This window comes from Cognatundibacterium griseum (assembly GCF_014284195.1).
GTDB classification, from domain to species: Bacteria; Pseudomonadota; Gammaproteobacteria; order Burkholderiales; family Burkholderiaceae_D; genus Undibacterium; species Undibacterium griseum.
In genome coordinates this window covers 115992-140856 of record NZ_JACOGC010000005.1, presented here as the reverse complement: position 1 = coordinate 140856, position 24865 = coordinate 115992, and the positions used below count along the sequence as shown (strand labels likewise).

Annotated in this window: 24 protein-coding genes; 23 read left to right on the top strand and 1 reads right to left on the bottom strand. The window is 52.5% G+C overall.

The window, feature by feature from the left end; genetic code table 11:
• The 12 genes from gspI to H8K27_RS12910 all read left to right on the top strand — a co-directional run bounded on the left by gspI (position 1) and on the right by H8K27_RS12910 (position 12241).
• The gene (gene gspI, locus H8K27_RS12965) at positions 1–387 is read left to right on the top strand and encodes a type II secretion system minor pseudopilin GspI (protein WP_186863601.1); all 387 of its coding nucleotides are present in this window, start codon (positions 1–3) and stop codon (positions 385–387) included.
• Positions 377–1066: a PulJ/GspJ family protein gene (locus tag H8K27_RS12960; protein WP_186863600.1), complete on the top strand. Its 690-nt coding sequence runs from the start codon at positions 377–379 to the stop codon at positions 1064–1066. Before gspI ends, H8K27_RS12960 begins: the two co-directional genes overlap by 11 nt.
• The gene (gspK, locus tag H8K27_RS12955; protein WP_186863599.1) at positions 1066–2097 is read left to right on the top strand and encodes a type II secretion system minor pseudopilin GspK; all 1032 of its coding nucleotides are present in this window, start codon (positions 1066–1068) and stop codon (positions 2095–2097) included. Before H8K27_RS12960 ends, gspK begins: the two co-directional genes overlap by 1 nt.
• 8 nt (positions 2098–2105) lie before the next feature.
• Positions 2106–3362, top strand: a complete 1257-nt coding sequence (gene gspL, locus H8K27_RS12950; RefSeq protein WP_186863598.1) for a type II secretion system protein GspL — start codon at positions 2106–2108, stop codon at positions 3360–3362.
• A complete protein-coding gene (gene gspM / locus H8K27_RS12945; RefSeq protein ID WP_186863597.1) occupies positions 3362–3862 on the top strand; it encodes a type II secretion system protein GspM in 501 nt (166 codons plus the stop codon). Before gspL ends, gspM begins: the two co-directional genes overlap by 1 nt.
• A 4-nt stretch (positions 3863–3866) precedes the next feature.
• A complete protein-coding gene (gene gspN, locus H8K27_RS12940; RefSeq protein ID WP_186863596.1) occupies positions 3867–4655 on the top strand; it encodes a type II secretion system protein N in 789 nt (262 codons plus the stop codon).
• The gene (gene gspD, locus H8K27_RS12935; RefSeq protein ID WP_230419284.1) at positions 4652–6835 is read left to right on the top strand and encodes a type II secretion system secretin GspD; all 2184 of its coding nucleotides are present in this window, start codon (positions 4652–4654) and stop codon (positions 6833–6835) included. Before gspN ends, gspD begins: the two co-directional genes overlap by 4 nt.
• Before the next feature lie 3 nt (positions 6836–6838).
• The gene (gene gspE / locus H8K27_RS12930; protein WP_186863595.1) at positions 6839–8269 is read left to right on the top strand and encodes a type II secretion system ATPase GspE; all 1431 of its coding nucleotides are present in this window, start codon (positions 6839–6841) and stop codon (positions 8267–8269) included.
• Between the two features lie 2 nt (positions 8270–8271).
• Entirely contained in the window at positions 8272–9492 is a 1221-nt protein-coding gene (gene gspF / locus H8K27_RS12925; RefSeq protein ID WP_186863594.1) for a type II secretion system inner membrane protein GspF, read from the top strand.
• A gap of 11 nt (positions 9493–9503) precedes the next feature.
• The gene (locus H8K27_RS12920; protein WP_186863593.1) at positions 9504–10085 is read left to right on the top strand and encodes a type II secretion system protein N; all 582 of its coding nucleotides are present in this window, start codon (positions 9504–9506) and stop codon (positions 10083–10085) included.
• Positions 10082–10885 carry a uracil-DNA glycosylase family protein gene (locus H8K27_RS12915; RefSeq protein ID WP_230419282.1) on the top strand — a complete coding sequence of 268 codons (804 nt, stop codon included), beginning with the start codon at positions 10082–10084 and terminating at the stop codon, positions 10883–10885. Before H8K27_RS12920 ends, H8K27_RS12915 begins: the two co-directional genes overlap by 4 nt.
• A gap of 132 nt (positions 10886–11017) precedes the next feature.
• Entirely contained in the window at positions 11018–12241 is a 1224-nt protein-coding gene (locus H8K27_RS12910) for an HD-GYP domain-containing protein (protein ID WP_186863592.1), read from the top strand.
• 108 nt (positions 12242–12349) lie between these two features.
• On the opposite strand, the gene H8K27_RS12905 is transcribed toward H8K27_RS12910, so the two are convergent.
• Positions 12350–13330 carry an NADPH:quinone oxidoreductase family protein gene (locus tag H8K27_RS12905; protein WP_186863591.1) on the bottom strand — a complete coding sequence of 327 codons (981 nt, stop codon included), beginning with the start codon at positions 13328–13330 and terminating at the stop codon, positions 12350–12352.
• A gap of 107 nt (positions 13331–13437) precedes the next feature.
• Here H8K27_RS12905 and surE point away from each other — a divergent pair, with 107 nt between their 5' ends.
• The 11 genes from surE (at position 13438) to hisS (ending at position 24861) form a co-directional block, all read left to right on the top strand.
• Positions 13438–14175, top strand: coding sequence for a 5'/3'-nucleotidase SurE (surE, locus tag H8K27_RS12900; protein WP_186863590.1), 738 nt, complete (start codon positions 13438–13440; stop codon positions 14173–14175).
• Positions 14172–15029, top strand: a complete 858-nt coding sequence (locus H8K27_RS12895) for a protein-L-isoaspartate(D-aspartate) O-methyltransferase (RefSeq protein WP_186863589.1) — start codon at positions 14172–14174, stop codon at positions 15027–15029. Before surE ends, H8K27_RS12895 begins: the two co-directional genes overlap by 4 nt.
• A gap of 52 nt (positions 15030–15081) precedes the next feature.
• Positions 15082–16014: a peptidoglycan DD-metalloendopeptidase family protein gene (locus H8K27_RS12890; RefSeq protein ID WP_408058454.1), complete on the top strand. Its 933-nt coding sequence runs from the start codon at positions 15082–15084 to the stop codon at positions 16012–16014.
• Between the two features lie 103 nt (positions 16015–16117).
• Complete coding sequence (gene rpoS / locus H8K27_RS12885; RefSeq protein ID WP_186863587.1) at positions 16118–17164, top strand: RNA polymerase sigma factor RpoS; 1047 nt, start codon at positions 16118–16120, stop codon at positions 17162–17164.
• Between the two features lie 125 nt (positions 17165–17289).
• Positions 17290–18627, top strand: coding sequence for a 23S rRNA (uracil(1939)-C(5))-methyltransferase RlmD (rlmD, locus tag H8K27_RS12880; protein ID WP_186863586.1), 1338 nt, complete (start codon positions 17290–17292; stop codon positions 18625–18627).
• 125 nt (positions 18628–18752) lie between these two features.
• Positions 18753–19178 carry a nucleoside-diphosphate kinase gene (ndk, locus tag H8K27_RS12875; RefSeq protein ID WP_176803749.1) on the top strand — a complete coding sequence of 142 codons (426 nt, stop codon included), beginning with the start codon at positions 18753–18755 and terminating at the stop codon, positions 19176–19178.
• A gap of 77 nt (positions 19179–19255) precedes the next feature.
• Positions 19256–20413 carry a dual-specificity RNA methyltransferase RlmN gene (gene rlmN / locus H8K27_RS12870; RefSeq protein WP_186863585.1) on the top strand — a complete coding sequence of 386 codons (1158 nt, stop codon included), beginning with the start codon at positions 19256–19258 and terminating at the stop codon, positions 20411–20413.
• Entirely contained in the window at positions 20410–21216 is an 807-nt protein-coding gene (pilW, locus tag H8K27_RS12865; RefSeq protein ID WP_329604400.1) for a type IV pilus biogenesis/stability protein PilW, read from the top strand. Before rlmN ends, pilW begins: the two co-directional genes overlap by 4 nt.
• Complete coding sequence (locus H8K27_RS12860) at positions 21209–22210, top strand: helix-turn-helix domain-containing protein (RefSeq protein ID WP_186863584.1); 1002 nt, start codon at positions 21209–21211, stop codon at positions 22208–22210. The genes pilW and H8K27_RS12860 overlap by 8 nt, the downstream gene beginning before the upstream one ends.
• Before the next feature lie 2 nt (positions 22211–22212).
• Complete coding sequence (gene ispG / locus H8K27_RS12855) at positions 22213–23484, top strand: flavodoxin-dependent (E)-4-hydroxy-3-methylbut-2-enyl-diphosphate synthase (protein ID WP_186863583.1); 1272 nt, start codon at positions 22213–22215, stop codon at positions 23482–23484.
• Positions 23485–23505: 21 nt separating this feature from the next.
• The gene (hisS, locus tag H8K27_RS12850; protein WP_186863582.1) at positions 23506–24861 is read left to right on the top strand and encodes a histidine--tRNA ligase; all 1356 of its coding nucleotides are present in this window, start codon (positions 23506–23508) and stop codon (positions 24859–24861) included.
• Positions 24862–24865: the final 4 nt, after the last annotated feature.

The window sequence follows — 24865 nt, the reverse complement described above, 5'->3', positions numbered from 1 at the left end:
ATGAACCCGGATATTTCTTCTTTCCGTTCCCGCGGATTTACTCTGCTCGAAGTGCTGGTGGCGCTGGTGATCGTCGGCACCGCACTCGGTGCCAGCCTGCGGGCAGTCGGCAGTCTGACGCAAAACAGCAGCGACCTCAGAACCTCGCTCATGGCGACCTGGTCTGCAGAAAACCGTCTGGCGCAGATACGGCTGGCAAGAGAGTGGCCGGCATTTGGCGAGCGCAGTTTTGACTGTCCGCAGGCCGATCTGCAATTAACCTGCGAAGAGCATGTCATCGCCACGCCGAACCCCTCTTTTCGCCGGGTTGAGGTGTTTGTCTATGAGACAGCCAGACCAGAGCGTCACATCATCAAGCTGACGCAGGTGGTGCCGAATGCCTTGTGACCGGATTCCCGCACAGTCTCAAATCAACGCCAGTCGCGGCTTCACGCTGATTGAGCTGCTGGTTGCCATCACTATCCTGGCGATTGTGGCGGTTCTGGGGTGGCGCGGTCTTGACAGTATTGTGCGTGCCAGGATTGCATTAAATGCCAGCATGGAGCAGACGCGCGGTATTCAGCTGGCTTTTGCGCAGATCGAAAATGACGGCGCTCATCTCATCGATGCCGGACTGATGCCGGGGCGCAGCGTGCTCAGTGCCGCCGGCAACAAACTGATGCTGATCCGCAGTGTGTCTGAAGAAAATCAGCCGACCCGCTATCAGATCGTGGTGTACAGCGTGAATGACAGCCAGCTGGCGCGACGCGAATCGTTGCCGACGCGGGAGCTGGCAGTATTGAAGCAGGATTGGCAAAATGCCGCCGATGACAGCGACAGCTGGGGTCGTATCGTGTTGCAAAAAGACGTGGCGCAGATCGCGATGCGGACCTGGAAGCTGGGGGAAACCGGCTGGCGGGTCGGTGGCAGCGATGTGCAGAATACGACTGATCAAAACAAGGTCAAAAACGGCATTGCGGCAGACTCCCTGAATAAAACTGCAAAACTGACCGGACTGGAAGTCTCTTTGCTGGTGCAGGGGCAGAGTGCGCCGATGATCAAAGTATTTTTGCTGGGAGCCGGCTGATGAGGCTCTCAAGACCAATGCGCAGGCAGCGAGGCGTTGCCGTGGTGACGGCACTGTTGCTGACCACGCTGGCCATTACCATCGTCGCCAGTCTGTTCTGGCAGCAACAGGTTCAGGTGCGGTCGATTGAAAACCAGCGCATGCAATTACAAAAAAAATGGATATTGCGTGGTGCGATTGACTGGGCGCGGCTGATCCTGCGTGAAGATGCGCGCCAGTCCGCCAAGGTGGACTATCTGGGGGAGCCGTGGGCCGTGAAACTGGCAGATACCCGTCTCGACCAGTATGTGGAAAATGGCCGGGCAGAGACAGAGGAGAGTGATGCCACCCTGTCAGGCCAGATCGTTGATGCTCAGGCCTCATACAATCTGAATAATCTGGCGACCAACGGTGTGATTGATCCGCGCGAACTGGCGGCATTTTCCCGGTTGCTGGCGAATCTGCGGCTGTCGCCCGACCTGGCGCAGGCAGCCGCTGACATGATCGCAGCCAGCCAGCCTCAGATCAAAACACCGGCCGGAGCGCCGGACAGTTCCCCTGCCAGTGCTGCCCGCGCCGGGAGTAGTGTGGAAAATACAAAAACTGACTCTGCGAACAACCGTACTGAAGTACAATTCTTGCGCCCGGTACAGGTGGAAGATCTGCTTGCAGTTTCCGGTTATACGCCGGAAATCGTGGAAAAACTCCGTTCTTATGTCATGGTGTTGCCGCGCAAAACAGCCACTACGGCGGTGAATCTGAATACGGCGCCGGCAGAAGTGCTGGCAGCCAGGATCGAAGGCGTCAGCATGGCGGATGCCGCGTTGATGGTCGCCAGCCGTGACCGCGCGTATTTCCGTGATTTGGCGGATTTTCATCAGCGTTTTCCGGATAAGGGTAAAACGACGACGGATAAGGATATCCAGGTCTGGACCCAGTTTTTTGTGGTGAACGGCAAAGTGAAAATGAATCGCTCGCTGATGGATGTCAGCGCATTGATTGAGCGCGCCGATGATGGTGCAACGACCGTATTGTGGGTCAGGGATAATTAAATTTGAATATGGCAAGTACACTTTATATTTCTTTGCCCGCCAGAATGAGCGTGCAGAATCAGCCGGGCCTGCTGACTGGCGCCTTGCCATTTGCGCTGATGTCTGCCGAAGGGCATGTGCTGCAACAGGGCCGGAAAACCTTTGCCGAATTGCGCTCACTGAGCGGTGAAGTGCGACAAGTCAGTCTGTTGCTGGCGGCATCCGATGTGAGTCTGCAACAGATCAAAGTGCCGCCGATGTCCGGCATGAAATTGAAGAGCGCTCTGCCGAATATGCTCGAAGAACAGATCGTCAGCGATCCTGCGGAAGTGGTGCTGGCGGCAGCGCCGGTGCGGGAGGGAAAGGTCAGTGTCGCAGTCACCGACAGACGCTGGCTGGATCTTGTCGCTGAACAGGTCAAAGACTGGCCGGTGAAAAAAATTGCTGCCTTTCCGGCGCAACTGGCGGTACAGCAACCGGCAGAAGGGCAATCCGGCGTTGCCGTACTGGACGATGCGGCGGGGTGTCTGACCTTGTTGCTGCGTCAGCAGGAGCAGGGCGTGGGGATGTTGCTGGCGGATGCGGATGCCTCTCAGGTGACGGCGATGCTGCAATTACTGGCGCCGGCAGCAGAAATTTCCTTGTATGTGGATGCCGTTACGCTGGATACCTGGCAACAAAAATTGCAGGCGCTGGGTGAGGCTGTCGCCAGCCAGTATCCCTTGAAAGCCATCAGCTGGGTCGTGCGGACTGCAGGGCTGAACGCCGATACGCCGGATTTACTGTCGGAAATCAACGCTATTCACCGGCCGGCCATCGACTGGACAGCGTGGCGCTGGCCATTGCGACTGGTGCTGGCCGCCGTGCTGGTGAACGTGGCTGCGCTGAATCTGGACTGGTACAGGCTCAAGCGTGAAGCGCGCGGACTCAGCGATGTACTGTTGCATACTTATCAGAACAGCTTTCCGAAAGAAACCACGATCCCTGATCCGCTGGAACAGATGCGACAAAAAGTCAGCATGGCACAGCGCCAGTCGGGGCAGTTTGCCCCCAATGATTTTGCCGTCATGACCGGGCAGTTCACCCAGATATGGGAGCGTGTGATGGCCGGTAAATCAGCGGCCGTCAGCAGTGTTGAATACAGAGAGCGGGCCCTGCATGTGAAAGTGAAGTCGCCGGGGCAGATTCCGCTGGACCAGCTAAGGGCTACGCTGGAAGAAAAGTCGATGCGGCTTGAAGCGACACCGGACGGTGTGTTGCATATCAGCCTGGGAGGAAAGCACTGATGCTGCAACAGTTTTTACAAGAATACGCACGCTTCTGGCAACAGCGCGATCAGCGCGAACGCCGTTTGCTGACTGGCGGTGCGGCAGTCGTCGTGCTGGCTTTGATTTATCTGATCTGTTTCGACCCGGCGTGGAGTGGCAGAAACCGTCTGCAGAAACAGATTCCCGTCTTGCGGCAGCAGGTCGCTGAAATCACGGCATTGCAGTCACAGTATACGCAGCTGGCTGCCAGTGTTGCGCAGTTCAGTGAGCCTGTCAGCCGGGAAATTGTCGAAGCATCGCTGGCTACCCGCGGCATCAAGGCGCAAACCCTGAATGTGTCGGATGACATTGTGCGCTTGCAGATACAGGCGGTTTCCTATGCAAATATGATGGAATGGCTGGTTGAGGCACAGAAATCATCGCGTCTGACAGTCGAGGAAGCCAGATTCAGTGCCTTGCCTGAAACCGGGCAAGTGAACGTCAGCCTGACGCTGAAGCAGCAACGGGGCGGGAGCTGAACGCATGGGATCGGGTTTGTGGTCTTCGCGTCTGACCTGGGGGCTGATTGCCATCGGCAGTATTGTGCTGTCCGTGCTCTTTTTTCTGCCGGCGAGCTGGCTGGGCGCTGTTCTCGAAAAACAGACGCAAGGCCGTTTCAGTCTGGGGGATGTGCAAGGATCATTCTGGCATGGCTCAGCGTTTATCGGCGTGGCGTCCGGCGCGGAAAAACCGGTAACACCTTTATTTGCAGGCCGTTTTTCATGGCAGATTTCTCCGCTGATTCTTTTGGGGCAGCTTGATGCGCAGTTGAGTAACAGCGAGTCGCTGTCATCTCCTGTACATATTCAGGGTAGCTTCTCGGAATGGCAGGTGAGTCCGGCACAACTGGCATTGCCTACGGAGCGGCTTGAGGGGCTGGGTGCGCCGTTAAATACAGTGGGCCCGACAGGTAAGCTGTTCTTGAGCTGGAATCATCTGCACTTTAGCCGCGACAACCGCATGCTGCAGGCTGCCGGGCAATTACAATTGCACCTGACGGAGATGGCTTCGCGTTTATCGCCAATCCGCCCCTTAGGCAGCTACGTTATGAATTTCGATCTTCAGGGGGCAAATGCCAGTCTGAATCTGATGACCGAAAAAGGCCCTATGATGCTGAGCGGCAGCGGTGACATCACCAATGGGCATTTTCAGTTTTCCGGTAAAGCCTGGGCACAGGAAGGGCAGGAAGCAAAATTGGCAAATCTCTTGAATTTGCTGGGGCAGCGCCGCAAGGACGGCGATCAGGACATCATCGCGTTAGAGTTCAAATGAAAACATATCCATCACAAAACAAGGCAGCTATGACCCGCAATTTCTTACGCAAGCCACTGCGCCACTGGTCCAGCATGACGGGTGTTGCGGTGCTGACCGCCGCCGGTTGTTTATTCAATGCTTCTGCACTGGCGCAGAGTGCAGCGCAAAATACGGCAGACCTGAATTTTGTCGGTGCCGATATTGAGTCGGTCGTGAAAGCGATCGGACATTACACCGGTGCGACGTTCATCATTGATCCGCGGGTAAAAGGGCAGGTCAATCTGGTTTCAGAAAAGCCGCTGACCAAGGATCAGGCATTTAAACTGCTGACCTCAACGTTGCGCCTGCAGGGATATGCGGTGGTGTATGCCGATGGCTATTACAAAGTGGTGCCGGAAGCCGATGCCAAGCTGCAGCCAGGGCCGACTCAGACCATTCAGGCTGAGAAAAGCGAATCTGTCAAAGGCGATCAGGTCGCCACACAAGTTTATCGCCTGAATTATGAATCGGCGGCAAATGTGGTGACGATACTGCGGCCGCTGATTTCGCCAAACAATACCATCAATGCCAATCCCGGTAATAACTCTGTCGTCATTACTGACTACGCCGATAATTTGAAGCGCATGAATAAGATCATCGCTGCACTGGATGTACCAGCGAATGTCGATATGGATGTGATTCCGGTCAAATATGCCATGGCTACCGATATTGCAACGCTGGTGACCAAACTCAGTGACAGCAATGCCGCAGCCGAGGGCGGGCGGGTAGCGCTGATGGCTGATCCGCGCACTAACTCCGTCCTGCTGCGCGCACCGTCACAGGCGCGTGCCAATCTGGTGAAATCACTGATTGCCAAGCTGGATCAGCCGACGGCCTTGCCGGGTAATGTGCATGTGGTTTATCTGAAAAATGCCGAGGCCGTGAAACTGGCGCAGACACTGCGCTCTATCATTTCCGGAGACACCAGCGCACAGCCGTCAACAACCGGATTGTCGAACATTGGCAGCAGCGCGAATGGCACCAACAGCCCGGTTGCCTCAGGTTCGTCCACAGCTACTGGAAACAGCACCACTGCGAGCAGTCTCAGTTTGCCGCAATCATCTAGTGCGACCAGCGGCAGCACAGGTTCCGGCTCCGGTACAGCAGGATTCATTCAGGCGGATGCTGCGACCAACACACTGATTATCACGGCCAGTGAAGCCGTCTATAAAAACCTGCGGACTGTGATTGACCAGCTCGATGCACGCCGCGCCCAGGTATATGTCGAAGCGCTGATCGTGGAGGTGAATGCCGATAAAGCCAATGAATTCGGTGTGCAATGGTTGGGATTATCTGGTGATAAAACGAGCAATTACCGTGTCGGCGGTGGTACGGCGTTCACTGGTACAGGCAATAATATCCTGAGTCTGGCAACCAGCAGTACACCGAGTCCGGGGAATGGTCTCTCAATCGGCATTTTCAAACAGATTAACGGACAGTTGGGGCTCGGCGCCCTGGCGCATGCACTGGAAAGTGGTGGCAATGCCAATATTTTGTCCATGCCGACCCTGCTGACGCTCGATAACGAAGAAGCCAAAATCGTGGTCGGTAAAAACGTCCCATTCGTCACCGGTCAGTTCACCACTTCCGCATCGACAGGTTCTGCCGGAGTGAATCCATTTCAGACGATAGAACGTAAGGAAATCGGTCTGAAACTTGCGGTCAAGCCCCAGATTTCTGAAGGTGGAACAGTGAAGCTGTCTATCTATCAGGAAAGCTCCAGTGTCGATGACTCAGCGACCACCACCACGTCCGGGCTGATCACCAAATTACGCTCTATCCTGACCAATGTGCTGGTGGAAGACGGCCAGATTCTGGCGCTGGGTGGCCTGATCGAAGACAGTAATTCAGACACGGTGGAGAAGGTGCCGGGACTGGGTGATCTGCCATTGATCGGTAATTTGTTCAAATACCAGACTGTGAAACGCGGTAAAACCAATCTGATGGTGTTTTTACGTCCGGTCGTGGTCCGCAGTGCCGAGCAGAGCAGCAGTGTGTCGATCGATCGTTATGACTACATGCGGACTCAGATGGCGCCGGCCAGGAATGGCGCCGATGCCGCAGCGATCATGCCGCAAATGGAAAAAGGAAAACTGATCGCTGCGCCAACGCCGGATCTGTTTGATACGACTAAAGCAGGCAAGAAAGAAGGCCAATAAGCCATGCTGGAAAACCGCTTATTACCGTTCGGATTTGCACGTGACTATGCCGTGCTGGCCAGCAGGGATTTGTCGCAGCCGGATGCGCCGGTCGAGTTATCTGTCTCTGATAAAACATCGCCTGCTGCGATTGCAGAGGTCGGGCGGAAATTTGGCAAAATTAAATTACAGGTGCTGACTCACGACAGTCTGAACGAGCTGATCGCCAGAGCCTATGCCGGCGCAGGTGGCGACGCTGCAGATGTCGTGGGGGAAGTCGAGTCCGATCTCGATCTGGCCAAGCTGATGTCCGATATGCCGGCAGTGGAAGACCTTCTGGAATCGGCAGATGACGCGCCGGTGATCCGGATGATCAACGCTTTGCTGACCCAGGCTTTGCGGGATGGAGCGTCCGACATTCACATCGAACCGTTTGAGCAGATTTCCGTTGTCCGTTTCCGGGTGGATGGTGCGTTGCGCGATATTGTCCGGCCACGCAAAGCAATTCATGCTTCGCTGATTTCCCGGATCAAAATTATGGCGCAGCTCGATATTGCTGAAAAACGCCTGCCGCAGGATGGCCGGATCACGCTGCGTATTGGCGGTAAGCCAGTGGATGTGCGGGTTTCGACCTTACCAACCGGGCATGGCGAGCGCGCGGTATTGCGTTTGCTGGACAAGGAAGCGGGTCGCCTTGATCTCGCCAGCCTCGGTATGAACACTGATGTGTTGCAACAGTTTGATGCACTGATCCGGCAGCCGCATGGCATTGTGCTGGTCACCGGGCCGACCGGCTCCGGAAAAACCACCACCTTGTATGCGGCATTGTCACGCGTTAATGCAGGTACAACCAATATCCTGACCGTTGAAGACCCGATCGAATATGAGCTCGCCGGTGTCGGACAGACGCAGGTGAATGCACGTATCGACATGACCTTCGCCAAAGCGTTGCGGGCGATTTTGCGTCAGGATCCGGATGTCATCATGATCGGTGAAATCCGTGATCTGGAAACCGCGCAGATCGCGGTACAGGCTTCGCTGACCGGTCACCTGGTTCTGGCGACGCTGCATACCAATGATTCAGCCGCAGCGGTAACGCGTCTGCTGGATATGGGTATTGAACCCTTTCTGCTGTCTTCTTCTTTGCTGGGGGTGGTGGCACAGCGTCTGGTGCGCAAGTTGTGCGTACATTGTCGCCGTGAGGGGGATGGCCAGTGGCATGCGGTAGGCTGTGAGCATTGCGGACATACCGGTTATCAGGGGCGCGTCGGTGTTTATGAACTGTTGCCGACCACTGATGAAATCCGTGCCCAGATTCATCAACAGGCATCTGAAGCGGAAATCCGTGCTATGGCCCAGCGCAACGGCATGAAAACGATGCGTGAAGATGGCGAGCGCTGGCTCAGGAGCGGCGTGACGACGCCGGAAGAATTGTTGCGCGTGACGAAGGAATAACCGTGCCAGCATTCCGATATGAAGCGATAGACAGCGCCGGTCGCAATATTTCTGGTGTACTGAACGCCGACAGTGCGAGGGCAGCGCGTGGGGAATTGCGAACCCAGGGGCTGGTGCCGGTGCAGGTGGAAATCATCCATCAGCAGGGTGAGGCTGGTGCATCAAAAGGAATATCGCTTTTCCGTGAACGGCTTTCCACGGTGGAACTGGCATTATTTACCCGCCAGCTCGCCAGTTTGCTGGAGGCCGGTCTGCCATTGGAGCAATCATTAACCGCTCTGCTGGAGCAGGCAGAGCGTACTTTTTTGCGTGACCTGATCGCTTCAATCCGTTCCGAAGTGATGGCCGGTGCCGCACTGTCGGATGCATTGAAACAGCATCCCGATAGCTTTGCCGATATCTATTGTGCACTGGTTGCTTCCGGTGAGCAGATCGGGCATCTGTCTCAGGTTTTATCCAGACTGGCTGACTACATTGAGCGCCGCAACGCTCTGGTGCAAAAGGTGAAGCTTGCCTTTACCTATCCCGCCATCGTGACTGTGGTGGCATTTGCAATCGTGATATTCCTGTTGACGTATGTCGTGCCGCAGATCGTGTCAGTCTTTGCGAATACTAAGCAGAAATTGCCTTTCCTGACGGTGATGATGCTCGCTGTTTCCGATTTTATCCGGGCTTATGGCTGGCTGCTCGCGATCCTGCTGGTCTCCGGCTTATTGCTATGGCGTATGGCATTGAAAAATCCGGAGATTCGGATGCGCTGGCATCGCTGGCTGCTGACTGCTCCGTTGTATGGCAAGTTCGAGCGCAGTCTCAATACCTCCCGTTTTGCCAGCACGCTGGCGATTACCACCGGTTCCGGCGTCCCCATTTTGCGTGCTTTGCAAACCAGCCGCGAAACCTTGTCGAATGTCGCCATGCGCGCCCAGGTTGAAGCGGCAACTGCCAGCGTGCGTGAGGGCGTCAGTCTGGCCAGAGCGCTGTCCGTCAATAAACATTTTCCGCCGATGCTGATTCATATGATCCGCGCCGGAGAAGTTACCGGAGAGTTACCCGCGATGCTGCAGCGGGCTTCCAACGCACAGGAGCAGGACCTGGAGCGTCGCGCCCTGACGATGGCCGGCCTGCTGGAACCTGTGCTGATTCTGACCATGGGCGTGGTCGTACTGCTGATTGTATTGGCGGTACTGATGCCTATCATTGAAATTAATCAGCTGGTACGCTGATAAGGAAAGACATGAAGCGTTTACCTCTCATATCCAGCCTGTTTGCATTTGCCCTATTATGTATTTCTCTGAGTTACTGGGGGCTGCAGTGGCTGACTCCCCATTCGCGCAGCGTTGCATTACCTGTCCAGTCTAACGCGCTGGAACCGGCCTCAGGACAATGGGGCAGCCTGTTCGGACTCAGTCAGAGTCAGCAGCCGGTTGCCAGCAATTATCAGTTAAAAGGCGTTATTCTGGCGAAACATGCGGCGCATAGTCTGGCGATTATCAGTGCCAATGGCAAACCCGGCATTCCGCTTGCTGCAGGACAGGACATCGCGCCGGGCGTGCAGTTAAAGGAAATCACCGAAACCGCAATCGTCATTATTGATAATGGTGTGTCTAAAAGAATTGAATTGCCGCAGAACAAAAGCAGCAACGGACTGATTGCCATCAGCACTCCAGCCGATCTTTCCAGCGCGGCCGTTGTTGCACCGCCGGCATTTCCTCCGCATACTGAACCTGCTGCTCATCATGTGCCGGCGGCGCCAATGGTCACACCGGGCTTTCCCGTCGCGTCGCTGCCCGCCGTCATGCCCGGAGCAAGTCAATGACCGAACGTGAATCATGGCTGCCTGAGCAGATTCATGATGCGTATTCGATGGCAGATACCTCATGGCATCCTGCTATGACTGCAGGCTTACAGGCAATGCATCAGCGTGATGACGCTTATTTCAGTAATCTGATGCAGAGTCCGTATTTGCCCACCAGGTCGCGCCTGTTTGCCGCATTCAGACAACCCATGTCCAAAGTGCGTTACATTCTGATCGGTGAAGGACCTTATCCCCGTGAGGAGAGTGCCACGGGCGTCTGTTTTATGGATGGTGCTGTGAGTCGCTTATGGTCGGAGGATGGCAGCGGGTTGTCTAAAAAAGTGAACCGGGCAACTTCTTTACGGAATTTCATCAAAATGCTGCTGGTGGCCGCTGGCGCGCTAGACCCCGCTCATACCAGCGGTTCTGCGTTGCAGAAAGTTGCATCGTCGGCTACTAACGCGCATTCGCCATGGATACAGCAACTGGCAGAATTGCAGCAGCATCTGCACGAGCAGGGCTTTTTGTTGCTGAATGCTTCGCTGGTATTCAGGCCTGACGTGGCGCCGGCAAAAGATGGGAAAGCCTGGCAACCATTTTTACAGGAAGTGCTGATCGCCATGGCAGCGCATGCAGCACAATCAGGTACCGAATTGCCGTCGCTGATCCTGTGGGGGAAAATTGCAGAACAATTGAGGCAGATTCCGGCTGCTGCTGATTTTCCTCATATTATTGCTGAGCATCCTTATAACCTCAGTTTTATCAGAAACGAGACAATGCAGCAGTTATTTCAACCCATGCACTTACTCCGTAGTTGCTGATTGGAAATTTTTGTTAGAAATGGTTTCTTCCAGATAGCTTAGTTGATGCAGTTGTAGAATAATCTGCTTATCTATATCTGATGATGTCATCAGAAAACGTGCTCTGTCAGATGGCTTGCAATCTAACTACCTATGTTAAAAAAAATTGAAGTGTCGAAACTGAGAACCGGCATGTATGTGCACGAGCTTTGCAGTTCGTGGTTAGATACGCCGTTCTGGAAAAAGTCATTTTTGCTTTCTGAAAACAATGACCTTCAGGAGATTCAAAAAGCAAAAATACGCGAAGCCTGGATCGATACCAGCAAAGGCCTGGATGTTCTGGAGGATGTTGCGCCACCATCCCGGGAAGTCACGGCACCGGAGCCGGAAGAGCCGAAAGCACCGGTGGTTCGTCAGACGGCTCCAGTCTCAATGGCGGACGAGCTGGGGCGTGCTTCCAGAATTGTGAGTAAATCCAAAGAGGCTGTATTTTCCATGTTCACTGAAGCCCGTATGGGAAAGGCTGTGGATGTCGGAAATGCGCAGGAAATGGTGACCGAGATTGCCGATTCCGTCATGCGTAATCCCGGTGCGCTGATCGGTCTTGCCCGGCTTAAGACCAAGGATGATTACACTTACATGCACTCGGTCGCTGTTTGCGCGCTGATGATCGCATTAGCCCGACAATTGGGTCTCAGCGATGAGCAGACGCGTGAAGCGGGGCTCGCCGGTCTGTTGCACGATATCGGTAAAATGATGGTTGATGCAGATATTCTGAATAAGCCCGGAAAACTGACCGATGCAGAATTTGTCTCGGTAAAAGAGCATCCTGCCGCCGGTTACAAAATGCTGATGGAGTCGAAGGATGTCAGTCAGGTCGCTTTGGACGTATGTTTGCACCATCATGAAAAAATAGACGGAACAGGCTACCCGCATCGCCTGAAGGGAGACGAAATTAGCCTGTTTGCCCGCATGGGTGCCGTTTGCGATGTTTATGACGCGATTACTTCCAACCGGCCATACAAGCAGGGTTGGTGTCCGGCGGAATCCCTGCGCAAAATGGCGGAGTGGAGCAAGGGACATTTCGATGAAAAGGTTTTCCAGGCATTTGTTAAAAGCATCGGTATTTATCCGGTGGGGACGCTGGTCAGGCTTGAGTCGGGACGTCTCGGTGTCGTGGTCGAACAGCAGGCGGGGAAATCGCTGCTTGCTCCTAAGGTGCGGGTATTTTTCTCCATAAAATCTATGAGTTATATCGCACCGGAACTGCTTGATCTGGCGGGAGCGGGCTTACAAGATAAGATTGCTACCAGAGAAGATGCAGAAAAATGGGGATTAAAAGACATTAATCGCTATTGGCTCGGAGAGGCTGCATAAGTAGCTCATACTGTTCACCGGCTGTGAGCAGTATTCCGGTTGCGGCCTGACCAATGCAGGCCGCTTTTTGATGCCCAGATTTTATCCGTCTTTTTGCCAGTCCGGATATTACCTTTCTGGTTGAATGATGACTTTCCCTGTCACTTTCCGTGCTGCGATATCATTGAGTGCCTGGGGCGTTTCATGCAGAGCATAACGGGCGGAGATATGAGGGCGAATTTTTCCTTCCGCCAGCCATCCCATCATTTCGCGCATCGCCGCCATATTGGCTTTTGGTTCCCGTCTGGCGAACTCGCCCCAGAAAACGCCAACCAGTGATGCTCCTTTCAACAATGTCAGGTTCAGCGGTAACTTCGGTATTTCGCCGTTCGCAAAACCAACCACCAGATAACGTCCACGCCACGCAATTGAGCGGAATGCCGGTTCAGCATAAATGCCACCGACCGGGTCGTATATGACGTCCGGACCTTTGCCATCAGTCGCGTGCTTGATGGCTTCCCGCAAATCGCTGGTGCTGTAATTGATGGTGATGTCAGCGCCGTGCTGTTTGCAAACTTCCAGTTTTTCATCGGTCGATGCTGCCGCAATGACTCTGGCTCCGAGCGCTTTGCCGATTTCGATCGCAGCTAGTCCCACACCGCCAGCCGCGCCCAGTACCAACATGGTTTCACCGGCTTTGAGCTGGGCGCGATCCACTACCGCATGATGCGACGTGCCATAAGTCAGCGTGATCGCGGCAGCAGTATCGAAGTCCATGCCGGGCGGCATTGGAATAACGGCACTGGCTGATGCAACCACCTGCTGGGCAAACGCACCCTGACCAATGAAGGCAATAACTTTGTCGCCGGTTTTAATATGTGAGACACCTTCACCCACGGCATAAACGATACCGGATAATTCGCTTCCGGGCGTGAACGGGAGTTCTGGCTTGAACTGATATTTATTCTGAATAATCAGTACATCAGGAAAATTGACTCCAGCCGCTTTCACCTGGATTGCCACCTCGCCAGGCCCGGGGATCAGGTCTGGAATTTCCGTGATTTCCAGCGTGTCGGGCAAGCCCCAGTTTTTACAAACAACAGCCTTCATTGATGCCTCCGTTTTATAAAATAGTACGACCGTTTAATTTTTAATTATGCCGGAAAAATCGCATGACAGTAGAAATTTGTTTTTCTGCATCGGTTAGAATGTCAGTTATGAAAATCCTGATTAGCAATGATGATGGTTATCTGGCTCCGGGCATTGTCGCGCTGGCGGATGCACTGGGAAAGTTTGCAGATATCACTGTGGTGGCGCCGGATAGCAACCGCTCCGGCGCTTCAAACGCATTGACGCTCGACAGACCGCTGTCGGTGCAGCGGGCCGCCAATGGATTTTATTTCGTCAATGGCACGCCATCGGACTGCGTTCATATTGCTTTAACGGCGATTATGCGGGAAAAGCCTGATCTGGTTGTTTCGGGTATCAATCAGGGACAGAACATGGGGGATGATACTTTGTACTCCGGTACAGTCGCTGCGGCAACAGAGGGTTATCTGTTCGGAATCCCGTCGATTGCTTTTTCTCAGGTGGACAAGGCCTGGGCACATCTGGATGCGGCGGCGGAGAAGGCTGCCGAGCTGGTCAGGCATGGATTTCATGAATTACCCAGACCATATTTGCTGAATGTGAATATTCCTAATTTACCCGGCGCCAGTATTCAGGGCATCAGAAAAACCCGGCTTGGCAAGCGGCACAGTTCTGAGCCGGTCATTCAGATGAAGGATCCTCATGGTCGCGATATTTTCTGGATTGGCCCGCCAGGTGCTGTGCGGGATGGCGGTGCCGGAACTGACTTTGACGCTGTCGCAAATCGTTATATTTCGGTGACTCCGCTGCAGGTGGACCTGACGAATGCATCCCAGTTGGAGATGCTCGGGATAAAGATGATATGACGTCCAAAGACAAGCGCTTTCCATTATCTTTATCTTCTGTTGTTGAGCAGCGGGAGGGGAATACTTCCCGTTTTCAGAACAGCGCATCCACTCAGACGGCGATGCGAAATATTAAACATGCGGCTTATTGGCCGGGGCCTGCGGCAAAAACGACAATGCCATCAACCGGCCAGACATCGCAATCAGGCGGGGCGATTTCTGCAGATGTTTCAAGGGCAGTACTTGTATCAGATGCTGTGCGCAAAGCAATGGTGGCGCGAGTCGCCCAGCAGGGCGTCAAGGATGAAATAGTGCTGGCTGCACTTGAGGCGGTGCCAAGGCATCTGTTTCTGGAATCCGGCCTTGCCAGTCAGGCTTATGTGGATGCCTCACTACCCATTGGTCATCATCAGACTATTTCGCAGCCGTATATCGTTGGGCGCATGCTGGAGATTTTGCGTCATGGCGCTGCGCTTGATTCGGTACTGGAGATTGGCACCGGCTGTGGTTATCAGGCAGCTGTATTGTCTCTGATTTCAAAAGAAGTCTATTCGATTGAACGGATTAAAGCTTTGCATGAACTGGCAAAGCAAAACCTGCGTCCGATGCGGATTGCCAATATTCGTTTGCATTATGGTGATGGTATGCTCGGGTTGCCGCAGGTAGCACCATTTGACGGTATTATATTGGCTGCAGCGGGCCTTGAAATACCGCAGGCTTTGCTGATGCAGTTGAAGGTGGGTGGGCGCTTGATTGCCCCGGTAGGGGATCGTCGCCAGGTGCTGGAATTGATCGAGCGGGTTTCGCACTCCGAATGGCGCCGGACAGTGATCGAGCACTGTCACTTTGTTCCCTTACGACCAGGTGTGGTCTGAACCGTGTGATTCAGGATCGAATGATTCTGTCAAATTTTTAATGAGAATGAAAATAAAAAATCTGGAAAAATTTCTGGCTGTCAGCAGTGTTGTGTTGATGACGGCTTGCGGTTCCATGCCGAATAAGGCGCCGGTGATAGAGCGCGGTGCTGCACCTGCGACCGAAACGGTGGTTGTGCCGGTGGCGAAGCCGGCTCTCAAAGCGGATGCGTCAAAAGCTACTTATGTCGTGAAACGCGGCGATACGCTGTACCGCATTGCTCTGGATCACGGGCAGAGTTACAGTGATCTGGTGACGTGGAATAATCTGAAAAATCCTAATGACATTAAAGTTGATCAGGTGTTGCGGGTGGCTCCTCCTGATCTGAATGGCGTGCAGTCAGTCCCTGTGGCTGCGGGGGCATTGGAAGTCAAGCCCTTGCCATTGCCAGCATCAAATTCTTTGGGGAATAAAAATTCTCCGAAGGGCGACAAAAAATCGTATTCAGAGGCAAACCTGGCCGAGCTTCAGAAGCAAGATGTTTCATCTGCGGCCAGCGCACCGGTCAGTCGCCCCGAAGTCGCCGCTCCTGCCAAGGTTGCCGAGAAAGCGACTGACACACCGGCAACAGATGGGGATGCGGTAGACTGGATGTGGCCTGCCGACGGTAAGGTACTGGCTGGTTTTGATGAGTCGAAAAATAAGGGGCTGGATATTGCCGGACGTATGGGGCAGGATATTTTTTCCGCCGGTGCCGGTAAAGTGATGTATGCGGGCAGTGGTATTCGTGGATATGGGAATCTGGTCATTGTGAAGCACAATAACAGCCTCTTGTCTGCCTATGCACACACGAAGACGATACTGGTCAAGGAGGGGCAGTCTGTCACCAGAGGGCAGAAAATTGCCGAAATGGGGAATTCTGACAGTGACAGCGTGAAACTGCATTTTGAGATACGCTTGCAGGGAAAACCCGTGGATCCGGCCCGTTACCTGCCTGCCCGGTAGGTGGCTTTAAGCAGTGTGGCGACGTTCTTTCGTATGAATCAGTAATCATTTGAGTGCTGCGAAACATTCTTGTTATCTCCGTTAACCTTTCTCGCGATCCACTATGCCAAAAAGCGTGATTAGCCAAACTCTGAAAGCACCTGCTTGCGAAGATGCTCAGGTGGCATCCGGCGAGGAACAGGATCTGGCTACAGGCGAGGTGCAGGATCCCGATCAGTTTGAAGAGGCTGATACAACTGAAGACAGGGGCAGCGATCCGGTCTCTCTGGTTGTTGCACCTATTGATGAGTTAAAGACCGTTCTTGCTGCTGAGTTATCTACGGATACTACGCAGTATTATCTGAATCAGATTGGTACCCGCCCTTTATTTGATTCGGCCGAGGAGTTGCATTATGCGACTCTGGCCAAGCAAGGGAATTTCGATGCCCGCCAGAAGATGATTGAACATAATCTCCGGCTGGTGGTGTCTATTGCCAAGCATTACATCAATCGCGGCGTTGCTTTGCTCGATATGATCGAAGAGGGTAATCTGGGGTTGATGCATGCGATTGATAAATTTGAGCCGGAGCGCGGCTTCCGTTTTTCAACCTATGCGACATGGTGGATACGTCAGAGTATCGAGCGCGCCATCATGAATCAGGCGCGCACTATCCGGTTGCCAGTTCATATGGTGCGGGAGCTTAACCAGATTCTGCGTGCTAAATACCATCTTGAATCCCAGCAGCGGGATGGCAGGGATGCCAATCTTGAAGATATTGCCATGTTGGTCGACAGACCTGTGGATGAGGTTCAGGATATTCTGGCTTTATCTGAACACGCCACGTCACTGGATACCCCGCTCGATAATGATCCGCAATCCAGCCTGATGGATATGTTGCCGGGTGATGGGGAAGATGCGCCGGATGTGCGTGCCGAGCATCATGAAATGACCTTGCTGGTCAGGGACTGGCTGGCGCGTCTGCCCGACAAGCAGCGTCTGGTGGTGATTCGCCGTTTCGGGCTGGATAATGACGATCCTGCTACGCTTGAAACGTTGGCGGATGAGATGGGCATCACCCGGGAACGGGTGCGGCAGATTCAGCAGGAGGCGTTGATCAAGCTGAAGCGGTCGCTGATTTCACGCGGACTTGGTCGGGATTCCCTGATCTGATCCTGATGCTTCGCCGATAAAAACAGGCGCTGCTGTTGCCGGTTCTTTTATAATTCCGTCTTTGAATTAATTCTGATCTTTAATCCTTATCTGGCGCGACTTCAGTGCGCGCCATTATATTTCCAATGAATAAAATTGAAATACGCTCCTTTGACATGGATGCGCGCGGCGTTGGTCACTTGCAGAACGAAGATGGCACTCAGGGTAAAGTGATTTTTGTAGAAGGTGCGCTGCCGGGGGAGCTGGTTAGTTTTAGCTCTTACAAGAAAAAGAATAGCTGGGAGCTTGCCACACTGACCGAGGTTCACCGTACTTCATCACAGCGGATTGAGCCCAAATGTGAATTTTACGGGACGTGCGGGGGCTGTTCGATGCAGCACCTTGAGCCGGATGCGCAGGTTGCCATGAAGCAGCGGGTGCTGGAAGATAACCTGTGGCATATCGGCAAGGTGCGTCCGGAGACAATGATGCGTCCTATTTATGGACCTACCTGGGGATATCGCTATCGCGCTCGTTTGTCGGTGCGGCATGTGATTAAAAAAGGGACTGTGCTGGTTGGTTTTCATGAGAAAAAATCGCGCTATGTCGCGAACATGGAAACCTGTCAGATTCTGCCTCCGCATGTCTCGGCAATGCTGATGCCCCTGCGCTCGCTGATTGCTTCTTTGTCGGTGGTTGAAGCTCTGCCACAGATTGAGCTCGCGATCGGGGAGGGAGTGACGGCGATGGTGCTGCGGATTATGGCGCCATTAAGCGCGGAGGATGAGGTAAAACTCAAAGCTTTCGCGGACCAGTATCATGTTCACTGGTGGCTGCAGACGAAAGGGCCGGAAACAGCAGAGCCGTATTATCCTGCTGAATGTGATTTGTTCTATAGACTGCCTGAGTTTGGTATCCGGATGCCGTTCAAGCCGACAGATTTTACGCAGGTAAATCACCATATCAACCGTGTGCTGGTGGCAAAGGCGCTCAGATTACTGGATGCGCAAGACGATGAGCGCATTGCGGATCTGTTTTGCGGATTGGGTAACTTCACTTTACCGATTGCCACCGTGGCCAGGGAGGTTGTTGGCATCGAGGGAAGTGAGGTGCTGACTGAAAGAGCGCTGGACAATGCCCGGATTAACGGATTGGACCGAAAGACTGCATTCAGCACCAGGAATTTGTTTGAGATTACTGCGGATGATCTGATAAAGCTGGGTCGATTTGACCGTTTCCTGGTTGACCCGCCACGCGATGGGGCAATGGCGTTGTGTCAGGCGCTGATTGATCTGACGGATCGCTCCCCCGAAATGAAACCCAAGCGGATTGTGTATGTTTCCTGTAGCCCTTCGACACTGGCCCGCGACGCAGGAATGCTGGTGAATGGCGCAGGCTATCGACTCAGTTATGCCGGTGTGGTGAATATGTTTCCGCATACTTCTCATGTGGAATCGATGGCGGTATTTGATCTGATTTCTTAATTCTGCGGGAATTTGCAGCGGCTTACTTTAAAGACATGTTGCCCCTCATGTTTCATGCTAAAATCAAAGGTTAGATGAATTCTTGAGTTTTTGTCTTAACCCTTTCTTTTTATTGGAGTTTTTAGATGGCTATCGAACGTACATTGTCTATTATTAAACCTGATGCAGTTGCAAAAAATGTGATTGGTCAAATTGTCAGCCGTTTCGAAAACGCAGGTCTGAAAGTTGTGGCTGCTCGTCTGACACAACTGTCTCGCGCTGAGGCGGAAGGTTTCTACGCTGTGCATGCGGCACGTCCTTTCTTCAAAGATCTGGTTGACTTCATGATCTCCGGTCCTGTGTTCGTACAAGTTCTGGAAGGCGAAGGCGCGATTCTGAAAAACCGCGATCTGATGGGCGCAACCGATCCTAAGAAGGCAGAAAAAGGCACTATCCGTGCTGATTTTGCTGAGTCTATCGATGCAAATGCGGTGCACGGCTCTGATGCGGCGGAAACTGCTGCAGTTGAAATCGCTTACTTCTTCCCGGCACTGAACGTATATTCACGTTAATCGGTATTGTTTGAAGAGTAATTGAAGAAATTAAACCCCGTTCTGCTGATGCACGACGGGGCGCGAAAGAGAAACACATGACGGCACTCATTAATTTACTGGATTTAGATCCTGCACAGCTGGTTGCGTATTGTGGCGAGCTGGGTGAGAAGCCGTTTCGCGCAAAGCAGTTGCAGCGCTGGATACATCAATTTGGTGCGAGCAGCTTTGTAGAGATGACCGATCTTGCCAAATCTCTGCGCGAAAAATTAGCCACCAGAGCTGTGATTGCTGCTCCGGAAGTCATTAGTGACCATACTTCTTCAGATGGTACCCGTAAATGGCTGGTGGACGTTGGTCAGGGAAATGCTGTTGAGACAGTGTTTATTCCCGAAGAAAATCGTGGAACTTTATGTATTTCCACTCAAGCCGGCTGTGCGGTCAATTGCCGCTTCTGCTCTACTGGCAAACAAGGATTTAATCGTAATTTAAGTGTTTCCGAGATCATCGGTCAGTTGTGGATGGCCGAATTTGAGTTGCGTAAAACCAAAGGTGTTGCTCCTGGCCCGAAAGGTGAACGCCAAATTACGAATGTTGTGATGATGGGGATGGGAGAGCCATTGCTGAACTTTGAGCCGACGCTAACAGCTTTGCGCCTGATGCTTGATGATAATGCCTATGGTTTGTCGCGCCGGCGTGTGACTGTCTCGACCAGTGGCGTAGTGCCAATGATGGACAAATTGTCTCAAGAGTGTCCGGTAGCATTGGCTGTATCTTTGCATGCCTCTAATGATCCGCTGCGGGATGGCCTGGTTCCCTTGAATAAAAAATATCCTCTGGCTGAATTGATGGCAGCTTGCCAGCGTTATCTCGAGTTTGCCCCAAGAGATTTCATTACGTTTGAATATTGCATGCTGGACGGTGTGAACGATACCGATGAACATGCACGTGAACTGATTAGACTGGTGCGGGATGTTCCTTGTAAGTTTAATTTAATTCCATTTAATCCTTTTCCCGAATCGGGTTTGAAGCGTTCCCAAAATCCAAGAATTAAAGCTTTTGCCCAGATACTGATGAATCAGGGTATTGTCACGACAATCCGTAAAACGCGAGGCGATGATATTGATGCGGCTTGTGGTCAGCTTGCGGGAGAGGTCAAAGACAGGACGCGTGTGCAGGAGCGCATGCAAAAAATGGCGGAGTATCAGAAGAAGTTTGGCGAAAATTTCGGCAAAATTGTGGAGATTACCCAGTGAAAATTCTTGGAATTGAATGGCGCTTCAGGGGGGCAGTCGCCCTCTCTTTTGTTTTGTTGCTCTCGGCTTGTTCTGCAAAATATCTTGATGAGCGATCCGGCGAATCAGCCGTGTCATCAGAGAAGCAGGAGTTGCAAAAGCGTGCATCAATCCGTATGCAGTTGGCGATTGGTTATTATCAGCAGGGGCAGTACAAGGTCGCACTGGAGGAAATCCGTCAGGCATTGATTATTTATCCTGATCTGGTGGATGCCTATGCTGTCCGGGCCGTTATTTTTATGGATATGGGTGAACGTCAATTGGCTGAGGATAATTTTCTTCAGGCGATGAAATTGTCCCCTAATAATGTTGACGTCGCCAATAATTATGGCTGGTTTCTGTGTCAGAACGGCAGGGAGCGCCAGGGGTTGACCTATCTTGATCGCGTGATTAAAGACCCTGCATACGCCACGCCTGGTAAGGCTTATAACAACGCCGGATTGTGCAGTTTGCGTCTGAAAGACGTCAGTGGTGCTGAAAAGTATTTCATGCAGGGATTTCGGGAAGATCCCGGTAATCCAGGAATAAACGGTAATCTGGCGAAAATCTGGTATGACCGCGGCGATTACGACAAAGCTAATTTTTACATTTCCAGAGTCATTAAGCTTGATGTTATGACCGCCGATGTTTTGTGGCTTGCCATAAAGATTGAGAGACGCCGTGGAGATGCTGCTGCGGTGAGCAATTATTCTACTCAGCTGCGCCGTCGTTATCCGGACTCCAGGGAGTTTGGTTTGTTGCAGCGGGGGGCTTTTGATGAGTGATGCGGGATTAAAGCAATTATCCGATGCAGTCCCTGATGAATCTGGCGGTAAGCCGGTTTTGAGTGTAGTGCAGACGGCCGGTGCACAGCTGGCTGCGGCACGGGTGCAGGCAGGGATGTCTGTTGAGCAGGTTGCGGAGCATTTGAAGCTCTCCGTCAGGCAAATCGCGGCATTGGAGAGCAATGAATTTGAGCGCTTGCCAAAATTGGTGATTGTCCGTGGTTTTGTTCGTTCTTACGCCAAGTTGTTGAAACTGGATCCCTCTTCGGTGATTGCCAGTCTGCCTGCTGAAAATAATGTTCAGGCACTTGATGACGGGCTTCGCCCGACACTGGCAACGCCATTCCAGGAATCCAGAACTTCATTTTTAGGGCGCAGTGAAAATAATAATAGAAAATACCTCATTGCATCGGCGTGCCTGGCATTGGCAGCTGTGCTGTTTGTTGTCGTACAGCACATTGAGCAGGCCGGGTATCTGAAATATCTGACACAGGCTTCCCAGACTCAAACGGTAGCTGCTGATTCTTCCAATGATGTTCGCAATCCTGGTTCTGATGTGATGGCGACACCTTCTTCTTTGCCTGTGGTGGAGAGTTCTGCATTGCCACTGCCGCAGGTGCAGTCAGCTTCGCTTACCGCTCCTCAGGTTGAGCCCGTAATCCCTGAGCCGGCAGCGATCAGCAAAACGTCAACAGAGATCTCATCAGGTGCAGACAGCAATACACCTGTGTTGCAAACTTCAGTCAGTGGTGCTGGTAATCAGTTGAAGCTGGTATTTCACCAGGACTCATGGGTTCAGGTGAAGAAAGAATCCGGGGCAGTGCTGACTTCACATTTGGCTAAAGCGGGTACCGAGGAGTTTTTTGACTTGAAGGATGGTCCACTACAGGCCCGTCTCGGCAATGCCAGAGGGGTGAGCGCATGGGTGCGTGGCAATAGTATGGAAATTGTTCCGCCTAAAGATTCAAATGTAGTTAATCTCAGTGTGAAGTAAGCATGAATTCCGGAACATCAGAAATTTTTTCAGGCCCTTCGGGTCGCCAGATTAGGCGTCAGGCTAAAATCAGTTATCGCAATTCCACTATTCTGATCGGCGGTCAGGCACCGGTTGTGGTGCAGTCGATGACGAATACCGATACAGCGGATGTGATTGGCACTGCAATCCAGATTAAAGAATTGGCACGTGCCGGATCTGAGCTGGTTCGTATTACTGTTAATAATCCTGAGGCTGCGGCGGCTGTGCCTGCTATCCGCGAACAATTGGATAAGATGGGAGTGGAGGTTCCGCTGGTCGGCGACTTTCATTACAACGGTCATTTGCTGTTGCGGGATTTTCCTGAATGCGCGCAAGCGCTATCCAAATACCGGATTAATCCGGGTAATGTCGGTCAGGGCGCGAAACGCGATTCTCAATTCGCTCAGATGATTGAGCAGGCATGCCGTTACGATAAGCCGGTGCGCATCGGGGTGAATTGGGGAAGTCTCGATCAGGCATTGCTTGCCCGAATTATGGATGAAAATGCAGGAAGATCTATACCCTGGAGCGCGCAGGCGGTCATGTATGAGGCATTGATCACTTCGGCGATCGAAAATGCCCAGCGTGCCGAGGAACTTGGTCTGGCTGGCGACAAAATAATTTTGTCATGCAAAGTTTCCGGAGTTCAGGATTTGATTGCAGTGTATCGCGAGCTTGCACGACGTTGCGATTACCCTTTGCATCTCGGACTGACAGAAGCGGGAATGGGCAGTAAGGGAATTGTTGCATCAACAGCCGCGCTCTCTGTTCTGATGCAGGAAGGAATTGGCGATACCATCAGGATTTCATTAACACCAGAACCCGGTGGAGATCGCTGTCGTGAAGTAATCGTTGGTCAGGAAATTCTGCAGACCATGGGTTTGCGAAAATTTACTCCGATGGTGATTGCCTGTCCGGGATGCGGACGGACGACTTCTACCGTGTTTCAGGAGCTGGCTGATCGTATCCAGACCTTTTTACGCGATCAGATGCCGGTCTGGAAGGCTGAATATCCGGGCGTTGAAAATATGAATGTTGCTGTGATGGGGTGCATTGTCAACGGGCCCGGGGAATCTAAGCATGCAAATATTGGCATCAGCTTGCCGGGTACAGGAGAATCTCCGGCAGCGCCCGTATTTATCGATGGCGCGAAAGCCATTACGCTCCGCGGCGACCATATTGCAGAAGAGTTTCAGGCGATTGTTCTGGAGTATGTGAAAAAGAACTACGCACCGTCTTCAGTTGAAGCTTGATAGGTTTTATTAGGTTGTTTTATGTCAGAAAATAAAAAAATAGAAAAAATAGTTGGCGTTAAAGGGATGAATGACCTTCTGCCGAACGACTCTTCATTGTGGGAGTTGTTTGAAAATACGGTTCATTCAGTTCTGAAAAGTTACGGTTTTCAACAAATCAGAACGCCCATCGTGGAGCCAACGCCGTTATTTGCGCGTGGACTTGGCGCGGTCACGGATATTGTTGAGAAAGAGATGTACTCTTTCGAGGACTCAATGAATGGCGACAAACTGACGCTGCGCCCGGAAGGTACTGCGGGTGTGGTGCGGTCTGCCATTGAGCATAATCTCGTATACGACGGACCTAAAAGATTGTGGTATAGCGGTCCGATGTTTCGTCACGAGAAGCCTCAGCGCGGTCGTTATCGCCAGTTTCATCAGGTAGGGGCAGAGGCGCTTGGATTCAGCGGCCCTGACGTGGATGCAGAATTAATTATGTTATGCCAGCGTCTCTGGGATGATCTTGGCTTGCAGAATGTCCGGCTCGAGCTTAATTCGATTGGCGATGCAGATGAGCGCAATCAGCATCGGGAAGCATTGATTGCTTATTTTGAAAAGCATGAAAATATTCTGGATGCTGAAGCAAAACGGCGTCTGTATTCAAATCCATTGCGCATACTCGACACCAAAAATCCGGCTATGCAGGATATGGTGAATGCTGCTCCTAAATTACTGGATTATCTCGGTGCCGAATCGCTGGCACACTTTGAGGGAGTTCAGAAAATTCTGCGTCACAACAGCATTCCGTTCTCCATTAATCCGCGCCTGGTGCGTGGCATGGACTATTACAACCGGACTGTGTTTGAGTGGGTTACCGATGAACTGGGCGCGCAAGGTACCGTTTGCGCTGGTGGTCGTTACGACTCGCTGTTTTCTACGTTTGGTGGAAAGGCGACACCTGCCTGCGGTTTTGCGATGGGAATTGAGCGTCTGATAGAGCTGATGAAAGTTGCTGGAGAAATTCATCAGCCGGCTTTGTGTGATGTTTATCTTGTGCATCAGTCGGATGAAGCGCAGATGCAGGCGATCGTTCTGGGCGAGAGATTGCGTGATGCTGGCCTGGATGTTGTGTTACATTGCGCAACTGCAAACGGCATAGGGAATTTTAAATCCCAGATGAAAAAAGCAGATGCGAGCGGCTGTGCTTATAGTGTTATTCTTGGTGAAGATGAGCTGGCCAATCAGTCAGTAACAATTAAAGCGATGCGCTCCGAAGATGGTCGTCAGACCAGTGTGCCATTCAATGCCGCAGTCGACTATCTGGTAGATCAAATCACGGGTGCGACGGATGATGCGCATTGCTGTGATGATCCTCATCATGTTCATATCAATCATTAATTTA